The organism is Paraburkholderia sp. J94, assembly GCF_905220285.1.
Classification (GTDB): domain Bacteria; phylum Pseudomonadota; class Gammaproteobacteria; order Burkholderiales; family Burkholderiaceae; genus Paraburkholderia; species Paraburkholderia tropica_A.
This window is the reverse complement of the sequence record NZ_CAJMZH010000033.1, coordinates 1-18,925: the sequence shown is the minus strand read 5'-3', so window position 1 is coordinate 18,925 and position 18,925 is coordinate 1. Positions and strand designations below refer to the sequence as shown.

13 protein-coding genes and 1 pseudogene are annotated in these 18,925 nt (G+C 55.3%); 3 read left to right on the top strand and 11 right to left on the bottom strand.

Annotation, left to right across the window (positions count from 1 at the left end):
- Positions 1 to 95 precede the first annotated feature (95 nt).
- On the bottom strand, positions 96 to 1,085 hold the full coding sequence (locus U4Y88_RS37430) for a helix-turn-helix domain-containing protein (RefSeq protein ID WP_321790087.1): 990 nt from the start codon (positions 1,083 to 1,085) through the stop codon (positions 96 to 98).
- A gap of 400 nt (positions 1,086 to 1,485) precedes the next feature.
- Here U4Y88_RS37430 and U4Y88_RS37425 point away from each other — a divergent pair, with 400 nt between their 5' ends.
- A complete protein-coding gene (locus U4Y88_RS37425) occupies positions 1,486 to 2,343 on the top strand; it encodes an arginase family protein (RefSeq protein WP_321790085.1) in 858 nt (285 codons plus the stop codon).
- A gap of 156 nt (positions 2,344 to 2,499) precedes the next feature.
- Positions 2,500 to 2,619, top strand: a pseudogene (locus U4Y88_RS37845) (IS5/IS1182 family transposase); the annotation flags it as partial.
- Between the two features lie 343 nt (positions 2,620 to 2,962).
- Here U4Y88_RS37845 and U4Y88_RS37420 read toward each other — a convergent pair.
- Positions 2,963 to 4,003 (bottom strand): FecR family protein, encoded by a 1,041-nt coding sequence (locus tag U4Y88_RS37420; protein WP_321790083.1) that lies wholly within the window; start codon positions 4,001 to 4,003, stop codon positions 2,963 to 2,965.
- Positions 4,004 to 4,441: 438 nt separating this feature from the next.
- Here U4Y88_RS37420 and U4Y88_RS37415 point away from each other — a divergent pair, with 438 nt between their 5' ends.
- On the top strand, positions 4,442 to 5,098 hold the full coding sequence (locus tag U4Y88_RS37415; protein ID WP_321790081.1) for an RNA polymerase sigma factor: 657 nt from the start codon (positions 4,442 to 4,444) through the stop codon (positions 5,096 to 5,098).
- Here U4Y88_RS37415 and U4Y88_RS37410 read toward each other — a convergent pair.
- From U4Y88_RS37410 to U4Y88_RS37375, 9 genes are all read right to left on the bottom strand, one after another.
- Positions 5,091 to 6,497 carry an FAD/NAD(P)-binding protein gene (locus U4Y88_RS37410; RefSeq protein ID WP_321790079.1) on the bottom strand — a complete coding sequence of 469 codons (1,407 nt, stop codon included), beginning with the start codon at positions 6,495 to 6,497 and terminating at the stop codon, positions 5,091 to 5,093. The two genes, U4Y88_RS37415 and U4Y88_RS37410, sit on opposite strands and share 8 nt — an antisense overlap.
- 292 nt (positions 6,498 to 6,789) lie before the next feature.
- A complete protein-coding gene (locus U4Y88_RS37405) occupies positions 6,790 to 8,160 on the bottom strand; it encodes a metallopeptidase TldD-related protein (protein ID WP_321790078.1) in 1,371 nt (456 codons plus the stop codon).
- Positions 8,161 to 8,193: 33 nt separating this feature from the next.
- Positions 8,194 to 9,858, bottom strand: coding sequence for an ABC transporter ATP-binding protein/permease (locus U4Y88_RS37400; protein WP_321790076.1), 1,665 nt, complete (start codon positions 9,856 to 9,858; stop codon positions 8,194 to 8,196).
- A 126-nt stretch (positions 9,859 to 9,984) separates the two neighbouring features.
- Positions 9,985 to 11,448 (bottom strand): metalloprotease TldD, encoded by a 1,464-nt coding sequence (gene tldD / locus U4Y88_RS37395; protein WP_321790074.1) that lies wholly within the window; start codon positions 11,446 to 11,448, stop codon positions 9,985 to 9,987.
- Between the two features lie 74 nt (positions 11,449 to 11,522).
- On the bottom strand, positions 11,523 to 11,933 hold the full coding sequence (locus U4Y88_RS37390) for a biopolymer transporter ExbD (protein ID WP_321790072.1): 411 nt from the start codon (positions 11,931 to 11,933) through the stop codon (positions 11,523 to 11,525).
- Position 11,934: 1 nt separating this feature from the next.
- Positions 11,935 to 12,684, bottom strand: a complete 750-nt coding sequence (locus U4Y88_RS37385) for a MotA/TolQ/ExbB proton channel family protein (RefSeq protein WP_321790070.1) — start codon at positions 12,682 to 12,684, stop codon at positions 11,935 to 11,937.
- Between the two features lie 32 nt (positions 12,685 to 12,716).
- Positions 12,717 to 13,220: a TonB family protein gene (locus U4Y88_RS37840; protein WP_415774560.1), complete on the bottom strand. Its 504-nt coding sequence runs from the start codon at positions 13,218 to 13,220 to the stop codon at positions 12,717 to 12,719.
- 907 nt (positions 13,221 to 14,127) lie between these two features.
- The gene (locus U4Y88_RS37380; RefSeq protein WP_321790068.1) at positions 14,128 to 15,366 is read right to left on the bottom strand and encodes a thioredoxin family protein; all 1,239 of its coding nucleotides are present in this window, start codon (positions 15,364 to 15,366) and stop codon (positions 14,128 to 14,130) included.
- A 641-nt stretch (positions 15,367 to 16,007) separates the two neighbouring features.
- Positions 16,008 to 18,245 carry a TonB-dependent receptor gene (locus U4Y88_RS37375; RefSeq protein ID WP_321790066.1) on the bottom strand — a complete coding sequence of 746 codons (2,238 nt, stop codon included), beginning with the start codon at positions 18,243 to 18,245 and terminating at the stop codon, positions 16,008 to 16,010.
- Between the last annotated feature and the right edge of the window lie 680 nt (positions 18,246 to 18,925).

Below are 18,925 nucleotides of genomic sequence, written 5' to 3'. Positions count from 1 at the left end.
GGCGCAGAGCCGGGAGCGTACAGAGGCTCTCTACGGCTCCGGCCGGCTCGACAGACGATCGTCGAGGACGGCCGGTCGCCGAATAAAACGCGCCTCTACTGAAGACGGGAGCGAAGAAGCGATTGCGGCAGAACGCCGAAAGCCTGTCTGAAGGATTTTGCGAAATGCGAAAAATTGGTGAAGCCGAACTGCATCGCGACATCGCTGACCCGATGGCTGCGTCCTTCCGCGAGCGCCTTATAACTTGCGCACAGGCGCTGCTGCCACAGCCAGCGCATAACGGTCGTCCCCTCTGCGCCGAACAGACGATGCAGCGAACGAACCGAGATATTGTTCGCGGTGGCGATCGTTTCGACATCCAGTGACGAATCGGTCAGCTGATCGAGCATGAATGACTTGATGCGTGCTAGCGCCCCCGAATTGCCGAGCGGCGCGCGCGCGCGCGCGCCAAATTCGACGTCGAACGCGGTCGCCACCAGGTCGACAATCGCCGTGCCAACGCGCGCTGCCACGGCGGGCGCGCCACCGTAACCCGACAAGCCGACGTCGCGAAACATCGTGCCAACTAGGCGGCCAAACGTCGACTGGCCGCTCAGCAAGTTCCCGACGAGTTCGTCCGCATTGGGCAGATATTGCTCCAGAAGCACGCGCGGCACGTCGATAACGATCTGGTCGTCGCCTTCCGGTAGCGCATAGTCGAACGGCCGCGACGTGTCGAAGATCACAATATCGCCGGGACGCTGCACGATTTCCTTATCGTTCTGCACAATGATTGTCTTACCCGAGAGGGTCAGCGAGATTTCGAAATTGTCAGCGGGATATTGATCAATTTCGCTTTCCCCACGGATATAGCGCACGGGCGTCGAGCGGAAATGACGAAGCAGCACAGCGCCGAAATGCCGCGAATTCAGTCGACCGTTGAACCCGCTTGCACCAAGCAGGTGCGTTTGCACCTGAATCTGCGTCTGACAGACCGCCTGTTCCCAGCGCGTCACACAATTGAACTCGTCGGCTATCGCCATCTCCTGAACACTATCCATCTCTTCCTCGTCACACATATTGGCCGCCTGGCGGTAAGCGCTCACCGGCCGGCCTGCTTTTTCCCTGTGCCGAAAACATAGCCTGCGACCCAGGTGGTACGCGCCGATCAGCAACGCCGCGGCTAACGCAACTCCGATCAAGCAAATCCTGGACCAGGATCGCGCTAGATGCTTAGTCGTGCGACGTCTTACCGCCTATTGAGTTGAATGAGGCAACGGCATGTCATGTCATGTCATGTCATGTCATGTCATGTCATGTCAGTACGAAATCGCAGTTGCCCCCGGTTTTCCGTATTGATTCGCCACATGGATCAGGCTGGCACTTACGGCACACAAATTGGCTGATGGGGAAAAGTCGGCGCCCCGCGTTTCTGTGACGCTGTTGATCTCGCCTTGGAGAACACAATTGACGCAATCTAGCCCCAATTCAACGCTTCGCCTTCTGATGCCGCAATGGCAGGGCGGCAACAATGCGCCCTATCATTTCGGCGCGCAGTTGCTCGACTGGCTAGCCCCGCCGGCGACCGGTCCGATGGAAACTGTCGAGGTCGTTGTACCAGATGGCCGGAAACTCGAGATCGAAGACGGCATCGTCGGGCGACGGGCACTGGTCGCACAGCTTCGCGCCGCTGAAGCTTGCATCGCACGCCACCAGCCTGAGCGCATCGCTGTGCTCGGCGGCGACTGTCTGGTTGATCTCGCTCCGTTCGCCTATCTGAACGAGCGTTACGATGGCGAGCTTGCCGTGTTATGGATCGACGCACATCCGGACATCATGACGCCGCGCGATTTCCCCCATGCACACGCCATGGTACTCGGCAATCTGCTGGGTGAAGGGGATGCGGATTTTGCTAGCGCTGTGCGCTGTCCGCTGCGGCCTACTCACGTTATGTATGCGGGACTCAACGAGACGTTGCCGGTGGAGACGGCGATGATCTCGCGCCTAGGACTTCGACACGCCGGCCCTGCCGAACTTGCATCCGACAGCGCTCCCGTGCTGCGCTGGCTGAAGGAGATCGACGCGAAACGCGTCGCCATCCATTTCGATCTCGACGTGCTCGACGCAAGCCGCTTCCGGTCGTTGCTGTTCGCCAATCCAGATACTCCGCCCCATACGTTCGAAGGTGTCGCCCAAGGTTCGATGACCATCGAGCAGGTCACGCGCCTGATTTGCGATGTCGCGGCAGTGACCGATGTCGTCGGAATCGGCATTACCGAGCACTTGCCATGGGACGCGCTGGCGATGAAGTCAATGCTCGCACGTATGCCGCTACTCGGTACGCCCGGTGCGAGCGGTCACTGAAAGCGGAGAATTCGCGCGCCGCCGTCATGACTGGCAATAGCACGCCAAGAACGGTGTAGATGTTCTGGCGCACGCGCCAGAACTGAGCGTCGTGCGAGACCGCTTTACACCAGCGGCAGTCGAAACAATGGAGTGACCCTGGGAGGCACACGAGAAAAGACGGTCGGCCGTATTCGGCAGACGATGTTTCGAGGGCTGCTACGAGTTGACCAGCTCTTCCTGTCGACTCAGCCGGCCTACAACCTGATCACCACCTGCACGCGCGCCGCGAAAGCCACATCGGCAGGCTCATCGCGCAGGCACGGCGACGTCGCGACGCCCTCTTCGCCATGCTGCGTGGCCACATTTACCAACCAAAATTAGGCCCTAACGCCCGACAAATCAGATAACTGACCGGTTATCTTCCATCCTGGACACCCTTTGATCCTATTGGCTTGCGAAAATCCGCGTGGCTCAAAGAGCTCGACCGATCGCAGGATGGGAGACGTTCATTTCATTGCCTCAGCTTCGGCGGTCGGTATATAGCCGAGCGGTTCCACCAAACGATGATGATTCAACCAAAGTCACCCACTCCAACGTTGCCAGCCCAACGGATTGCCAGCCCCTTTTGTTCATCTCGTTATGGTTTCCTATTGAGAGACCTTGTGTCCTGATATACATGGGCACGCTCCACCGCTGAAGAAATCACCACGGTTCCGTGTGAATCGAAATGCACCGAAATAGGTGCGGCATCCGCCAACGTCCGGAGAAAACGGTCGGGGTCCTCAATCGAGAAATTTCCGGTAACTGGATAGGTCTTAGCTTTCGCATCAGCAAATACAATACGCCCGACCCGATATCGTTGAATGTCAGCGACTAGATCCTCAAGCGGTTCCATCGTGAATTCAATACGACGCCGAGTCCAAGCAAATGACTGTGTAACTGCCCCGTTTGTCATCGGCACCAGTACGTGATTGCTACCAACCTTGACGCCTTCGTTAGCCGAAATCCGAGCATCGTCCTTCATCTCTTCAGAAAAAACAGTCACGGTACCTTCCGCAACCGTAATCGTGGTCAATTGCGGTGCACTGCGGACCGCGAAACGCGTCCCAGTATCCTCGATATCGAGATGAGCTGCACGAACATGAAAAGGTCTGATGTCGCTATGGACCACAGAAAACATTACCTCCCCGTACTTAAGTTCAACGTCGCGAGATCGAAGCCGATTATGAATTTCTAGAGCGGTATCGGTATTGAGAAATAACCGCGTGCCGTCTGTCATTTCGAATTCGAGCTGACGGCCGACTTCGGTTTGGACGGACTGCGTAGAGAACGTCGGATTGATGAACGAGATGACCGAAACCAACGCCGCCGCTCCTGCCCCCAACCCCAATCCCAAGGAGCGGGTCCGACTCCGCGACCGCCCCTTCGCCGCCGTCAATCGTCGGACGTCAGCGTTATGCAGCGACGGGCGACTGTAAAGATTTCGAAGCTCAATGAGATTAGACTGAAGCGAAGCCTCGACCTTATCATGGCCTTCAATGTAGGCGAGTCGTTCAACGTCTTTGCCCGCCCATCGCGCGAGGGCGGCCCGCGCCTCTTCCTTACGCGGTCCTTCATCGAAGGACATAGCGAGAATTAGGTCATCGGCTTCTTCAGTTTCCGACGGGGTGAGCGGCATATTTAGCGGGAGAAGAGCGCAAACTAAGCAATTGTATATCTTACGCACTTTTACCTGAAGCGCGTGGTACTGGCACGCCATTGCGGCACTGCAGCCGACCGACGTGCAGTACATGCTGCAACCCGCCACGCTGAACTTAAGTATAGCGCCCAGATCGATGCTATATGGGCCCGGTGATCAACGGATCACGACAGAAACACACATCGGCCTAAAATTGAGCACGAATTATTACCTAACGTAAGATAATCGAACACCTCTCCGACTCGAACGATTCCGCCATAAAGATCCGGTTGATCCCGAACAAATTAGACGAAATACTGATATTGAATGCAAAAAATCTTCTAACCGGCACGCTTCCCTTATGCCTGACACCGCCTTAAGATTCGCATCTCATATTCTACAAGCTCGCTCTGTGCGTGTGGGTTGCGGTGACTGCCGTTGGTCGCCCGACCGATGAAAAATCGTTGTTTTTTACGCAGCAGTAACCCGGCGAGCGAAAAAGCTTTTTTTCTTCTAGCCGACGTTGGTTACCATAAAAGGCATAGATGCTGGCGGTTCCGCTGGCTGGTTGCTGCCACTAATCGTTTACGGGATGGCGCGATGGGTTTGATTGTCGAAGATCTGCTTCGAGGGTATATGGACCTTCGTAAAAGTCTGCGGCGCGAGCTGAGCGCCGAGGATGCTGCGGATATTGCCCAGTCGTCAGCAGAATTCGCCCTTCGCTACGCACAGTCGAACGACGTGTTCTCGCCTGCCAGCCTGATTTTCCGCATTGCAAATCACTTGCAGATTGATGCTGCGAGAAAGCGAAAGCGATACCCAGTCGACACGCTTGACATGTCTACGCCTGCGCTCGAGACACATGTCGTGTGTGAGCTGTCCCCCGAAAGACAGCATGCGGGGCGTCAACAGATCGATCTTTTGAGCCGTGTGCTAGACGACCTTCCGCCCCGCTGCCGCGAGGCTTTCGTGCTGTGCAAGTTGCACGGGCTGTCGTATGAGGAAGCGGCAGAAGAAATGGGAGTGAGCATCACGGTCATCCGAAAGCACCTCATCCGCGCACTAAAGGCATGCCGCAATGCTGGCTTCAGCTAGAGTAATTGCCGTCTCGCACCAAACTATTCAATATCAATTGCGCGACACGACTGGCATGTCCCCTGAGTTCCGGCACTGACGTAGACTCCCAATATCGGGCTCTGAGGAAGGGGCCAATATAGTGAAGTCCTTTGGATGCCACGCCACGGCTATCAATCACATTGTAACTCTCGTTAACCCCTATCCCAAGACCCATTTTATCTGCGACGAGAAGACCACTTGTGATTAACTGTCTGACAAGTGGTGAACTGATGGCTGCGGGATTAGTTGCAGGACCAGTGCAATTGATTACTGCGCCGATCATAACCTTTTTCACCTCCTGACCGCGTTCAATATAAATTACTTTGAGATACTGCCCATAAGGAATGATTCGTACGATCTTGCCCGCCGTCGTGATCACCCTCTGTGAACTTATAAGCTCTTGAAATTTTCTGGCAGTCACTGGCGCCAGCCGATGGCGATGCACATCCCAAAAAGAGCGTAATTTTTTGACAAATCTCGCTCGCTCAGCATCTGACATCAAACGCCAGAACCGAGGAATCTCAGGTCTTAGATCGTTGATCACATCACGCCAGTCATTTCCTTCTGAACTTCGCGAAACTTCCCGCCGAATAAAACTAGCTAACGTCCGCAAAGTCGGGCGCTTGTTCATAAATGCATTCCGATAATCTTTGGGAGGCCGCGCGCGAGTTGTCGGATGATGGGCATTAGGAATCAAGCCATGGCGAGAAATTAGATTGAAATTACAGTTTGGTCGTGTTTTGCTCAAGCGTACGACGATGTCTACTGCCGTATGTCCAGTGCCAATAATAATAATCGGCACGTGCTGCGCTACACGATCCTGCGCCGCAAAGTCCCACGGGCTCATCAATCTGTCACGCAAGCTGTCGTGAATAAATCCAGCGGTTGGAGGGAAATTTCCGAGAGCTAGGACGACCTTGGACGAGGAGATGACAGCCCCACTCTGAAGCCGCACGAAAAATCGATCCTGCCCGAGTTCAGGCGTCACGCTAATGACCTCACCGCTGAGTCGACTCAAAATCCCAGGATGTGTCTCTTCCTCAGTGCGAAGCGCCCAGTCAAGGTACTCACCGTAATGACGCCGCGCCACGAATGTTCCCCCGTCCGCCACCAGTCCGATTTCTTTGCAATATGAAACGAAGTGTTCCCTATCGTCGTCGTGCAGGCTCATGTTTCCCGCCACAACATTCAGCAGGCAATCATCAGCTTCCGCGCTATAAGCCACGCCCCGACCGAACGAAGTGCCCTTTTCGACTAAAACTACACGAAGGCGTCGCGACCCGGCATTACGAAGAATGTTGACAGCTGCTGCAACGCCGCTGAAACCGGCGCCAACGATGACGACATCGTAATAGTTCTCCGAAGTGTAGCCGATCACTTGCCTTTCCTTTTTCTCGTCCGAGATATTTCTTCGGCTTCATTGCCGCGCCTAGCGATCAATGCAACCCGCAGCAGCCGCACGTCCTTCAGGCGCGGTATCCCGGCAGACACGCGCTGTTGAGCAGGATCCACCATAGGGCCCGCTTTACCGAACGTTCAGCAACCATCCCTGCCAGTGGCGCTTTAGCAGCGCCCGTCCGCTGGGACTTCGTGTCCCCACATAGCAACTACGAGAACGCGACGCTCCTTCAAATTTCATGGGCTCCTTCCAAGCCGGTGATGTCATATTGCTAACTCCCTGCGACCGTAAGGCCCTCAATGAGCAAGGAGCCACACATCATCGATCCGGAACGGTAAACATCGTTACCGATCGCCACCAGACTCTTGAACATATCTTGCAATGTTCCTGCGACGGTGATCTCATGTACCGGGTATTGAATTACCCCATTTTCCACCCAGAAGCCGCTTGCGCCGCGAGAGTATCCACCGGTTACGATGTTGATGCCCTGACCCATCATGTCTGTCACGAATACTCCCGTTCCTAATCGACGCAGCATGCCCTCAAGGTCGTCACCCGGACCTGTTAAAGAACTGGACAGTGAAAGATTGTGAGCGCCATCCGCACTCCCTGTCGTCCGCATGCCCAGCTTCCTAGCTGAGTAGCTCGACAAGAAGTATTCGCGGACCACACCGTCGCCGACAACTGTACGGCGTCGCGTCCGCACTCCCTCAGAGTCGAAGGGCGCACTGCCCAATCCACCGCGCAGATGGGGATCCTCTGTAATTTGAACGTGATTGGCAAACACTGATGTACCAAGACTATCGGCAAGAAATGTCGCACGTCGATAGAGCGGTACACCGCTGGTGGCTTGCACGAAAGCCTGCAAAAGTCCTACAGCCTGCGTTGATTCGAACAGAACGGGAACCCGGCACGTTGCCAGCTTTCGCGCGCCGACATGGGAAGCTGCACGTCTGCCAGCAAGTGCGCCAACGACTTCCGCCGATTCCAATAGATGAGCGTCGACGCTGTATGTCGCCCAGGAGCCGCCCTGCATGTCGTCGCCTGCACCGGCAATAGGCGCGCAACTAAGAGAGTGGACGGATTTTCCGAAACCATTCAGGAAGCCGTTCGACGTCGCGAAAACTCTCTGGAACTGACTGGACCTAACATAGCTTCCCTTCACGTTGCAGACGCTCGGGGCTGCGCGAAATGCAGCATCCTCTGCCGCTCTGGCAAGCGCCGCCGCGTCCGATGGCGGAATGTCCCAGATATGCAACAGATCGAGATCTATTGGTTGCATCTCGAGGTCTTCGACATCTGGCAGCCCGGAGTACCGATCTTCACCGACAAACCGAGCCACATCAAACGCGGACGAAATTGTCTTCTTGATTGCTTCCTGCGAAAAGTCACCGGTGCGAGCGTGTCCGACTCGTTGCCCGTCGTAAACTGACACCCGGATCGTCGTCTCGTGGCTTGACTGAATTGTTTCCATTTCACCCTGACGCACAGTGATGTCTCGCCCATTACCGTCGAGTACATCCACCGCAACACCAGCAGCGCCGACTGCCCGACCATACGCGACAGCGTCGGATGCGATCTGTTTCATCTCGTCGAGCGTGTAGGTAAAGAGTCCCGCGCGAGAACTGTTCGTTTGTTTCATCTGAAATCGATGCTCCTTTTGATTGTCAAACGTTCAGGCGGCCAGTGCTTGTGCTTCCTCTCGCGTCAGCAAACGCCATCTACCTTCGGGCAGCAGCTGCAACACAGTCTGGTGAAAAGCCATCAAAGATGTGCGATGTCCCACGCTAATACACGCAACACCCGAATCCAGCAACGAACGATAAAGTAGCTCCTCCGTGCCTAGGTCCACTGCGCTCGTCGCTTCGTCCAGAAAAACAAACTTCGCCGTTGATGCGAGCGCACGCGCGAACCCGATCCTCTGTTGCTCTCCAAGTGACAGTACCCTCGACCAGTCGATGACTGTGTCAAACCCACCGTGCTGCCTTGCGAGATCAGGCAGGCTAACCTGGTCCAGCCGACGCTGAAGCTCAGAATCCGAAACTTCTCGCTCAATATCGGGATAGAGCATCTGTTCGCGCAACGTACCGAGGAGCATGTACGGCCGCTGCGGCAGAAACAAAACGGCCTCCTGTGGCGGCATCGTGATGCTGCCAGCACCATTGCGCCATAGACCAGCCATCGCTCGTATGAGCGAACTTTTTCCAACGCCGGTTCGTCCAATGATCAACATGCTGTGCTTTGCATCTACATCGAACGTCATGTCGCGGGCTAGCGTTCGCTCCGAACCGGGTGTCTGGAGCGTAACGTTTCTAAAGCGGATGCGATCCCCTCGCTCCGACGTAATCGACGTTGCCAGATCAACCTCATCGTGCGCGACCTTGGTTGCCTTTTCCATGAATTGGCCGATACGTACGACATGTGGTGCTGCCATCGCAAATACTGAAATGAATGTTGTCAGGCGTTGAATGGCACCCAAAAGAAGAACTGCCGACGCGGTCCCTTGCGTAATCGCACCGAAGGAAATCTTTCCTTGGAAATAAATTGGCACAAGCACCAGTATCGGCACGAGTGACCACGCAAAATTAAGTCCTGTCTCGACCAATCCCATCACGAGGTTGTATCTCAGCGTTGCGTATGAAACCGACACAAGTAGTTTTAGCCGTCGTATGACACTTGTGTTTTCGGCCCTCTCTCCTTTGTATAGCGCTATTGTCTCTGCGCTCGTTCTAATATTCAATATTCCGAACCTCAGATCAGCTTCGGCAACGGTTGTCTGATACTGATATTGAATAAGTCGACCGTACATCCACCAAGTCACGACGACAAATGCGGTTGCATATACAAGTACGCCGTAGAACAAACTCGGCGAAATACTTTTTAGAATCCAACCTTGCACGCTGAAACTCGCGACGCTGTAAATGACGATTACAGGAATGCTCAACGCCATCTGACAGACAGGCTCGACCTCCTGCTGGATGCGCTGATCGACGTTGTCGACGTCCCCGTCCTGCTCAACGCGAAAATACACGTGGTTTGCGACATACCGCGCCATTAGATCCTGGGTGATAAATTGACGCCAGTGAATCGTCAGCCATTGCGTCACGAGGGCAGCCATCCGGCTCATAATGCCCTGTGTCGAGCCGCCGTCGCCGATGACGAGCCAAATCAATGCAACTAGGAGCAGCCAGTGCCAGTAGGAGGTTTGCTGCTTTGCCACAAGCGCATCGGTCAACCCCTTCGTCAAGAACGAAAGTTTGGCGCCCAATCCGACTTCAAATAGGGTGTATGCGACATACGCAAGAATCGCAATCCATGATGGCCAGTTCGATCTCTGCATCCAGTAGGGCTTGCAGATCGCCCACGCCCGTCGCAAGAACAATGTGTCGATACGACAATCTCGAAGTTTTACAATCATGATATGAAAAGGTGAAGCTTAAACGACGAGACCGTCGTTTATGTCACGTCACCGCGTCCCTCCGACCGTCATTCCGTCCAATCGTAGTGTCGGCTGACCAACGCCCACCGGCACTGTCTGCCCTTCTTTGCCGCATGACGCAATACCCTCATCAAGCCGCATGTCATTTCCGACCATGCTCACACGTTTGAGCGACTCCGGCCCGCTTCCAATAAGCGTCGCCCCTTTGACCGGATATGTAACCTTCCCGTTCTCAATCATGTAGGCCTGCGTCGCACCGAATACAAATTTCCCGGTCGTAATATCGACCTGGCCGCCACCGAAATTGACCGCATAAATTCCGCATTTAACCGACTCGATAATTTCGCCGGGATGATGTGGGCCATTCAACATATACGTGTTTGTCATTCTCGGCATAGGGAGCGCCGAATACGACTGTCGACGTCCGTTACCGGTGACGTCCGTACCCATAAGTCGCGCGTTTAGGGCATCCTGCATATACCCTCGAAGAATGCCATCCTCAATGAGAGTTGTGCACCGGGAAGCATTACCTTCGTCGTCGACGTTTAGAGATCCACGACGGCGCGGTAGCGTTCCGTCGTCGACTATCGACACACCTTTTGCCGCAACACGCTCGCCAATACGCCCGGAAAAGACGGAGGTGCCTTTTCTGTTGAAGTCGCCCTCAAGTCCATGGCCGATCGCTTCATGAATCATTACACCTGGCCAGCCGGCTCCAAGTACAACAGTCATCTCGCCTGCTGGTGCGGGTTGAGCAGCCAGATTCACGATCGCATGCTGTACGGCCGCATTGACGTGATTCTTGACGAACAATGTATCGATTTCAGAGTAATCAAAGCGGCCGCCTCCGCCAGAACTGCCGACCTCACGCTTACCACCTTCTTCAACCATTACCGTCACGCTTAGATTCACCAATGGCCGTACGTCAGCGGCGATTAGCCCATCGGCGCGCACGACCAGCATTGTCTTGTACTCTCCCGTCAGCTGTGCCATCACCTGCGTTACCCGAGGATCGCAGGCGCGGGCCAATTGCTCGACGTTCTTCAACAATTGCGTTTTTTCAGTCGCACTCATTCCGGAAAGCGGATCGCTCGGCAGATAGAGTTTTTGCACTTCCGCCGCGCGGAACTTTCGTGGCTCATCGACACGAGTTTTTGCGCCAACGCGTCCGATTTCACGAGTCGCGTGCGCAGCACGCGCCAGCGCCGACTTGGAAATCTCACCAGAGTGCGCAAACGCGGTCCGTTCTCCAGCAACAGCGCGGACACCGACGCCTTTGTCGATCGTATAACTTCCAGTCTTGACAATCCCGTCCTCAAGACTCCATCCCTCGGAGTGCGAAATTTCGAAATAAATATCGGCGTAGTCGACCTGGCCTTGAGTTATCTGAGCCAGCGTCTTGAATACGTCCGCATCGACCAGGTCGTGAGGTTCAAGCAGACTGGAACGAGCAATCGCCAGATGGTTGATTGGGCTATCAGAAATGTTCATGGTCGCACAGAAGACAAAGAGTCAGGCCTTGTTTGAGCGGAGACGCAATAAATTACGCTCACGGCTCAACAGCATTACGGCGTTGTCGGTTCGGTAACAAAATCGATTTTTGTCAATCCCGCACGCTGTGCCGACGCCAGTACATTTGCCACTACTTCGTAGCGCGCATCCTTGTCGGCGTACATTTGCAGCTCAGGCTGTGGATTTTGCACCGCGGCGGCGGTCAGCCTGGCTTCAAGTTGCGTTGCATCAACCGCGGCATCATCCCAGTGCACCGAGCCGTCGCGCTGCACCGCCACTGTGACATGGGAATTTTGCTCGTCAGTGGGATTGCTCGTCGCCGACGGCAGATCCAGATTGACAGAGTTTGTCATAACCGGCAGCGTCACCATGAAGACAATCAGCAGCACCAGCATTACGTCGATGAGCGGCGTCATGTTGATGTCGCTCATGACGTCATCGCGAATATCATCGTTAAATGCCATGCTAGTTCCCCTCCGCAACTAGGGTCGGCGGCTTGCGCTGCTCGTTGTTACGACGCTCAGCGCGCTTTTCGTGATTTTCGCTTTTCGTGTCCCGCGACGCGCTCATGATGTAGGCGATCAATTCATGTCGAAAGCGGGCCAAGCGTGACATAAGCCCGCGATTGCCCCGGGTAAGTGCGTTATAGGCGAGCACCGCCGGTATGGCGACGAATAACCCCAGTGCGGTCATCACCAACGACTCACCAACCGGGCCGGCAACCTGAGAAAGATTTGCGCGTCCCGTTGCGCCGATTGCCATCAGAGCGTGATAAATTCCCCATACCGTACCGAACAGTCCAATAAACGGCGCGGTACTTCCGATTGACGCCAAAAAGCCGAGCCCGCTCGACATCCTTGCCATCTGCTCTTCCATCGCAACGACCATACAACGTTGAAGCCACTCGTCCGGAGAAAGGACCTCTTCCAGATTGGTCCCACTATGGCGGTCTTTCGCGTGAATCGCTGCATCAACCAGTTTCTGATAGATATTGCTTGCATTCGCTCCGCCCAACAGGACACTGCCCTTGTCGAGCGAATCCTCTTGCCAGAATCGCTTCTGCACGATTGCGCTAAGCCGTGTGTTGGCCGCTAGCTCAACACCTTTATAGAGCACTACCGCCCACGAAAGCACTGACATCCCAATTAGAACCAGCGCGATCGCGTGTGAGATGGCGTCGCCCCGCCACAAGACTTCCAGTAACTGCGTTTTCATGATCAATCACCTCTTCAGTTAAATCGCACAGATCAGTTTGCGAGATTGAATGACAACGGCTGCACGGCCGTCGTCTCGACCGCGACACCGGAGCGCACGATTGGATCGCAGTGCCCTTCAAGCATCGCTTGTTGTGCGGCTTCGTCGAGCTCTTCAAACCCGCTACTTTTCCTGACATTTGCCTCGGTGATACGCCCAGTTGAATCGACCTTAACCAGCAGCTGAACCGTTCCCTGATGACCGAGCCGTCGCGCACGCGCCGGATAAGGCGGCCTCGGAATGTCACACACAAGTTGAGCCGAGTTACCCCTCTCACTAGCAGCTGGCAGATTGAGCGAGGACGTAGGTGACTGCGACGGCAAGGGAGACTGCGACGCAGCGAGTAGTGCATTTGCGGGTTGGGCAACATCAGGTTGCACCTGGGCAGGCACATTTCGTTCCGTGGCATTCTTTGTGATTGGCGAGTACACTTGCCGCGGCGACGGATGATGCGTCACGAGCGGGTTTGCATGCGGTCGCGGCCGTGGCTTTTCCATCGCCGAAACCGTCCGCTTAGGCTGAGCAACCGCCCTCTTAGGTGTGGTCGATACAAGCGTCACGCGGAGACCGGCGCCGGGGATTGACTTCGACGTGAGACCCAACACAGGGGTTGGGCGATCGATTGCGAGAAAGAGAAGAACATGGATCAATAACGCGACGGCAAATGCTAAGGGCTTGGTCGCGAGCAAATTCGGGCGGCGACGCGGCAAACCACTCACTGTCATTTCATTCTCAGCTACTGGAAGCAGTCCCGCGGTCATTGCTTTCTCTCAAAACTGATAGATCGGATTGTTACCGCCTTCGAACGGGTGCGCCCGCGCATGCTTGGACCGAGGATTGCAACCCCACGGCCGCCTACGAACGCGCAGGGTCGCCCGACATGACAGCCGACGAGTTTCAAAATATTCCAGCGGTAAATGGCACACTATCGTGAGATAAAGGCGCGCCCCACAGAAAGTCGGTCCCCTGTGGCCAAAAAATAATCTCTATGAGAGATCGCTGCCCCATAGAGATACCAGTCCTGCTTGCCACTGTTGCGTCTCTGAAAGCCCGCGCGATTTCCACAGGACGGCCGCGTGTGAGCGAACGGACAGGTGTGGCGTAAGCAACGACTAGTCAGCGCGGTACAGACTTTCAGAACGGCGCAAGCGGTACGAGCCTCTCGCATCCAACCGGCTCCGCGTCAAGGGACGATGTTCCGCCTACCTGTCTCCGTCTGTGGGGTTTTCTGGCCTGACTAACCACGCAGCGCCAGACGGGTGACAAAAAAATCGCGTGCTTGATTGGCAACCGCCGATTTCAAAAGGATCGCGCACCACGTTCGAGCCAATTCCCGCGGTTGGTCGCGTACCGTCGAATCGGCAATCACCCATCCGGCCCATCGCCAGTAAGTTTGCCCCCTCGCTACTGGGCGAGATCCGTCAGATCCTTGATCGTGCGAGCGAGGACAAATGCCCGAATGCCTGTCGTGATGTCTTGGTGATGGCCGACCCAGATATCAAAGCGCTCCCAAAATTCCGCTCTGCTTTTCTTCGATTCTTCTTTCAGAACCTCCATGCCTTCCGTAACCGCGTCGACCCATCGACCGATAGCTTGCTGATCATCCTTCGGCATCGGCCCAGCTTTCTCCTGAGCGATTTTCTTGAATTCCATGGTGATGCCATCGATCTCCGCATGGTCCGATCGACTCCAAACACCTTTGCTCGCTGCGAAGACCGATACATTAGTCAGGAATCCGTAGCTCGCGCCCCACCCCTCATCCCAAAGGGAGACCGCCACTCCCTCGAGCCGTTGGACTTCCTTGTCCTCATTGAGAATGACAGCACGCTGCACGGATGCCCACTCGCTCGGGGAGACGACCTGCCCATTGTATTCCCGCGTCTGCAACGCCTTCACCTGACCAAGGTACGACTCGGCAGCGGTTCCGTGGACGTATTGCATGACGGGCCAAGGTGACGCATAGAGCACTTCATACCGGATTCGCCCCACTATTTTTCGCAAGTCTTTGCCCACCGGCGTGATTCGTAGAAAGTCGAGGAGCGGGTCAATTGTGCGTTCGTTGTGGCGTACTGCGGCTTGACCCCACACAAGGTTCAGAATTCCGCCGTAGTCTGCGGGCAATCCCAGTTCAGCTTCAAGACTGCCAGAACCAGCATTGATCGCTCTTGAAGGCCAAAAGCTCCGTTCCTGTGCCGCGGACAGAAGCCGATCGATACATGCCTGCTTGACTGCGTCGTCGGCATTGAAACTCAGGAGGTTTTGTGGGCGCGCGTCATCCGTTCCTGCCTCACCAGCGTCAAGGAGATTGACGTTGTCCTCACCCACATCAGCCATCCACTGCTCCACAGTAACAGCCAGACGGGTAGCCGAGGTTCCCGCAAGCCGCCCCCGCTCCTCACCCTTTGCAAGAAAGACGAGCGTGGGAATTCCTCGCACACCGAATCGCTCCCGGAGTGCCGGATTTTCGTCGATGTTGATTTTTAGGACATCGAGCCGGCCCTCAAGACGATCCGCAAGGCGAACGAGTTGTGGTTCAATCGCTTTGCAAGGACCACACCACGGCGCCCAGAAGTCAAGAAGAATGGGGCCCGTTTTCGAACTGTCCACCTGAAAGGTATTGTCGCTCGTAGAAATAATCGTCATATCGATTCCTGAATCAGCGTGGCTGCGAACAACGTTCGCTTCTTTTGGCAGTTAGCGCTGCCATCCAGCTGTAAAGGCGACGTTCGAGCAGAAACGGGCCAACGTCCCCCAAAAATAAAATCAATCGATTATTACGATTTCATACTTCCAGCCTATCAACGATAGTGGCACAGTCATCGCGCGACTCGCGTCCCCATGGTGTACGAGCTGCGAGAGTCTGATTGCGTGCGCTAGGCAGTTCCCTGCGACCGTCAAGCCATATAGGCCTGTACAGGGTGAAAGTGTTGGGGCCTTGTGTGATGCAACAGGTGGCCAGCATCACCCCCCCAAAGAAGCCAAACAGCATGCCGAGGTAGAACATGTTTAATCGAAGCCTCACTCGTTCTGTCTATCGAAAAGATAGGCATCTTCATTCCTGTGCGTGAATTTCGCGCACCGCCGGGAACGCGGTACGCGACCTTCTGGACAAGTGTGCGGATACGCGACATAAACAGAATCCGCAGCTCGACGCGCTGCCATTGCGGCTAACGATGACGGGGAGCAAGTGAACTGAATCGAGGTGACCCACGTCAGTCACCTCAACTCCACCCGCTATCGGTACGGCCAATTTGCGGTCTTCGACCGACTGATCGATCTGACAATCAAAAGTCGTAGCGCCCGGTGAGGTACACCAGACGACCTGGCTCGAGGAACGTAAAATTAGGCGCAGCGATCGTTTGGTACAGCGTACGATTAAACAGATTTTTTACCGCGAGCGTAACGGACCACTTCTTCGTTTTATACCAGAGGGTCGCGTCCGTTTCTGCTTGTCCTGGCACCGTGTACGACGTACCGGTCGAATCTGTGTAGCGGACACGGCTACTTGCTGTCACCCCTACACCTCCTCCCCATCCGCGAAACCGCTCGCCTTGCATGTCGTAGTAGAGCCAGACGTTACCCGAGTGTGGTGCAACTTGACTCTCCGTGCTCAGCGGCACCTGGGGATCCGCATACGTGTATCCCGCGCTGACGCGCAGCCCCTCGCTCAACTTGCCTTTTACCGAAACGTCGAATCCTCGCGTAACCTGATTACCGCCCGGTTCGTAGTAAAAAGTGCTGTAGTTGTAGACAGGCACATTGTTCAACGCAGTTCTGTATGCACGAGCGTCGACGCTGAGATCGTCGTTGAGCAAACTGAGCTTGAAACCCGCTTCGATAGAATGCCCCGACTCCGGCGGAGTGATGCCGCCGTCGGCCATCGGCAGGTCCCGTGGCATGAAACTACGGAGATCGTTACCGTAAACAGCGACACTATCAGTCAATTGGTATAGGGCGCCAATGCTCGGTAGCCACTGCGAGGAACGGACCGTCGTCGAATCCCACGCGGAACCATGCGCAAAGCTTGCAGCGATATGCAACCGGTCCCACACTATCTGATCTTGGACATATACCGTATTGAAATACGACTTGCCGCTGTCGGAATATGTGTACGGCGTGTCAGCGGCTGGCAAGTTGTTGCTCGGAAAAGGAGCAATAGCTACCGTTCCCCCAGCCCACTCACTGAGCCACGAAACGTTGTAGTCGACGCCAGCAACAATGGTCTGCTTGACCGGGCCGACATCCGCCTTGAACTTGAAGTGATTGTCGAAATCGGTACTGTATTGGTCAGTAACCTGTCCGGAGACTGTGTAGATAGTTTCGGCCGGCGTATCGATATAAAGATACGGAAGCGATGTATCGCCACTTTGCGCTATCTGTCGCTTTTCATAAGCTGTTTTGCTGACGAATTCGACGTTGGCATTCAGGGATTTACTGAAGGTCAACTGAAGTTGATCATCCTGCAAAAGAGCAGTTGATGAATTGACGGTCCTCCCTGAAACAGGGATCGGTCCGCCGTTCAAATAAAACATGGTCGCCTGAATAGGCACCGTATGTTGAACATTATGGGAATATTGGAGAAGAATATCGGTAGTACCTGACTTCCACTCCAACGACGGCGCGACATATATATTGCGCTCGCCACCGTACCCGCCATAGGTTTCGCCAGTTCTTTCGCCTGAGATCACGAATCGGTAAGTTAGCGTCTTGTCCGAGTTGATCGCGCCGCCGAGATCGAGCGCTGTCATGACGTCGCCGTAAGACCCAACTTGAGCAGTTACCTCGCGCACCGTATCCGCGGTTGGTTGCTTGGTCACAACATTCACGATGCCCGAGGGATTCATCATGCCCGCAAGGATAGCGTCAGCGCCCTTGATGACCTCGACCTGCTGGACACCAGCGATAGGAATGCCGAGCGAATTGGCGCCTGTCGCGTCATTGCTGCCGTTCGTCATGGTCGATGCCTGCATACCCCCAATATAGATGAGGGGTGTCACACGGCTTGATGCTGCAACAACAACGCCCGAAACGCCCTGTAGAGCTTCCGTAACTGATTGCACGCCCTGATCGCGGAGTTGAGTCTGCGTAACGACCTGAATCGACTGAGGCGTCACCGCGATTGGAGTGTCCGTCTTGGTGACTGTACTGGTGGAAGAGGCAATCAAGCCGCCTCCTGTGGTTTCCTGCGCACTGTCGGCTACGTCTATGGTCGGTAGGACAGGGGTATTCGTAGAAGTTGAATTCGTCGTGGTTGACGTTTCGATCACGAAGGTCTTCTCGTCCTTTTGCTTATAACTGAGACCGGTCCCTCTCAGCAGTTGATCAAGGGCATCTCGTACCGACAGATCGCCCTCCAGTTTGGGCGCTTTCCGACCAGCCACCAGGGGGCCCGATACGATAATGTTCGCACCTGATTGTTCCGCGAGCTCCGAAAGGCTTTTAGCAAGCGGCTGTGCGGAAAGGCTGATGTGGGTCTGGGCGAACGCTGGCATGCTGAGAGCAGCGAGCACTGCCAACGTCAAGGTATGGCGTTGCCATGATGGCCGACTATGCAGAATTGAGTTGCGCATGGTTTCTGTGTTCTAAGGAATATCTATATATCCGGCCAAATGGTTCGCCGAGGTTCTTGTGGTGCTAGAGGTAAAAGGCGTCGGAAATCGCGACACGGTCCCATCTATTCGCCAGTTTTTTTTTATCGCTTTCTGTCTGCAATAGCACCCGGAGAGCACCGGTCGCCCTGCTCTCGGAATCACTCACTCGGGATGAGACTGTTGATTGACCGCTGCCATGGCGGCGGTACGAGCGCGCCCGCGACGTAGATCAACGCGTCTGCGTAATGGGCCGGCCGTTGCGCGGGATCTGACTCACCAGCCGCCCGCTGCACGTTATGGTAAGGACTTCACGCACACTCCCGCGCCAGCGTCGGCCTTCGGTCGCATCGCTAAAAAAGCCAGCTTATGAGGGTGCGACTACGGAGGTTTCGACACGCCTGCGCGACCAACCGGAGATGTATATCTCAGTTGAGCGTCAGTCCTCGCATCGGATAGGCGGTCGTCTCGATTATGAAATGGTGCGCAGTGTGTCGACCGCGATGCCAGCGAAGTCGCCGGTCGGACCGCTGTGCTGGAGGTGCCGCTAACCTAACGTAAGCGCCGATTCCAACACACGGCATAGCGGCTCGCGGGCAATTGAAGGTCGAGCT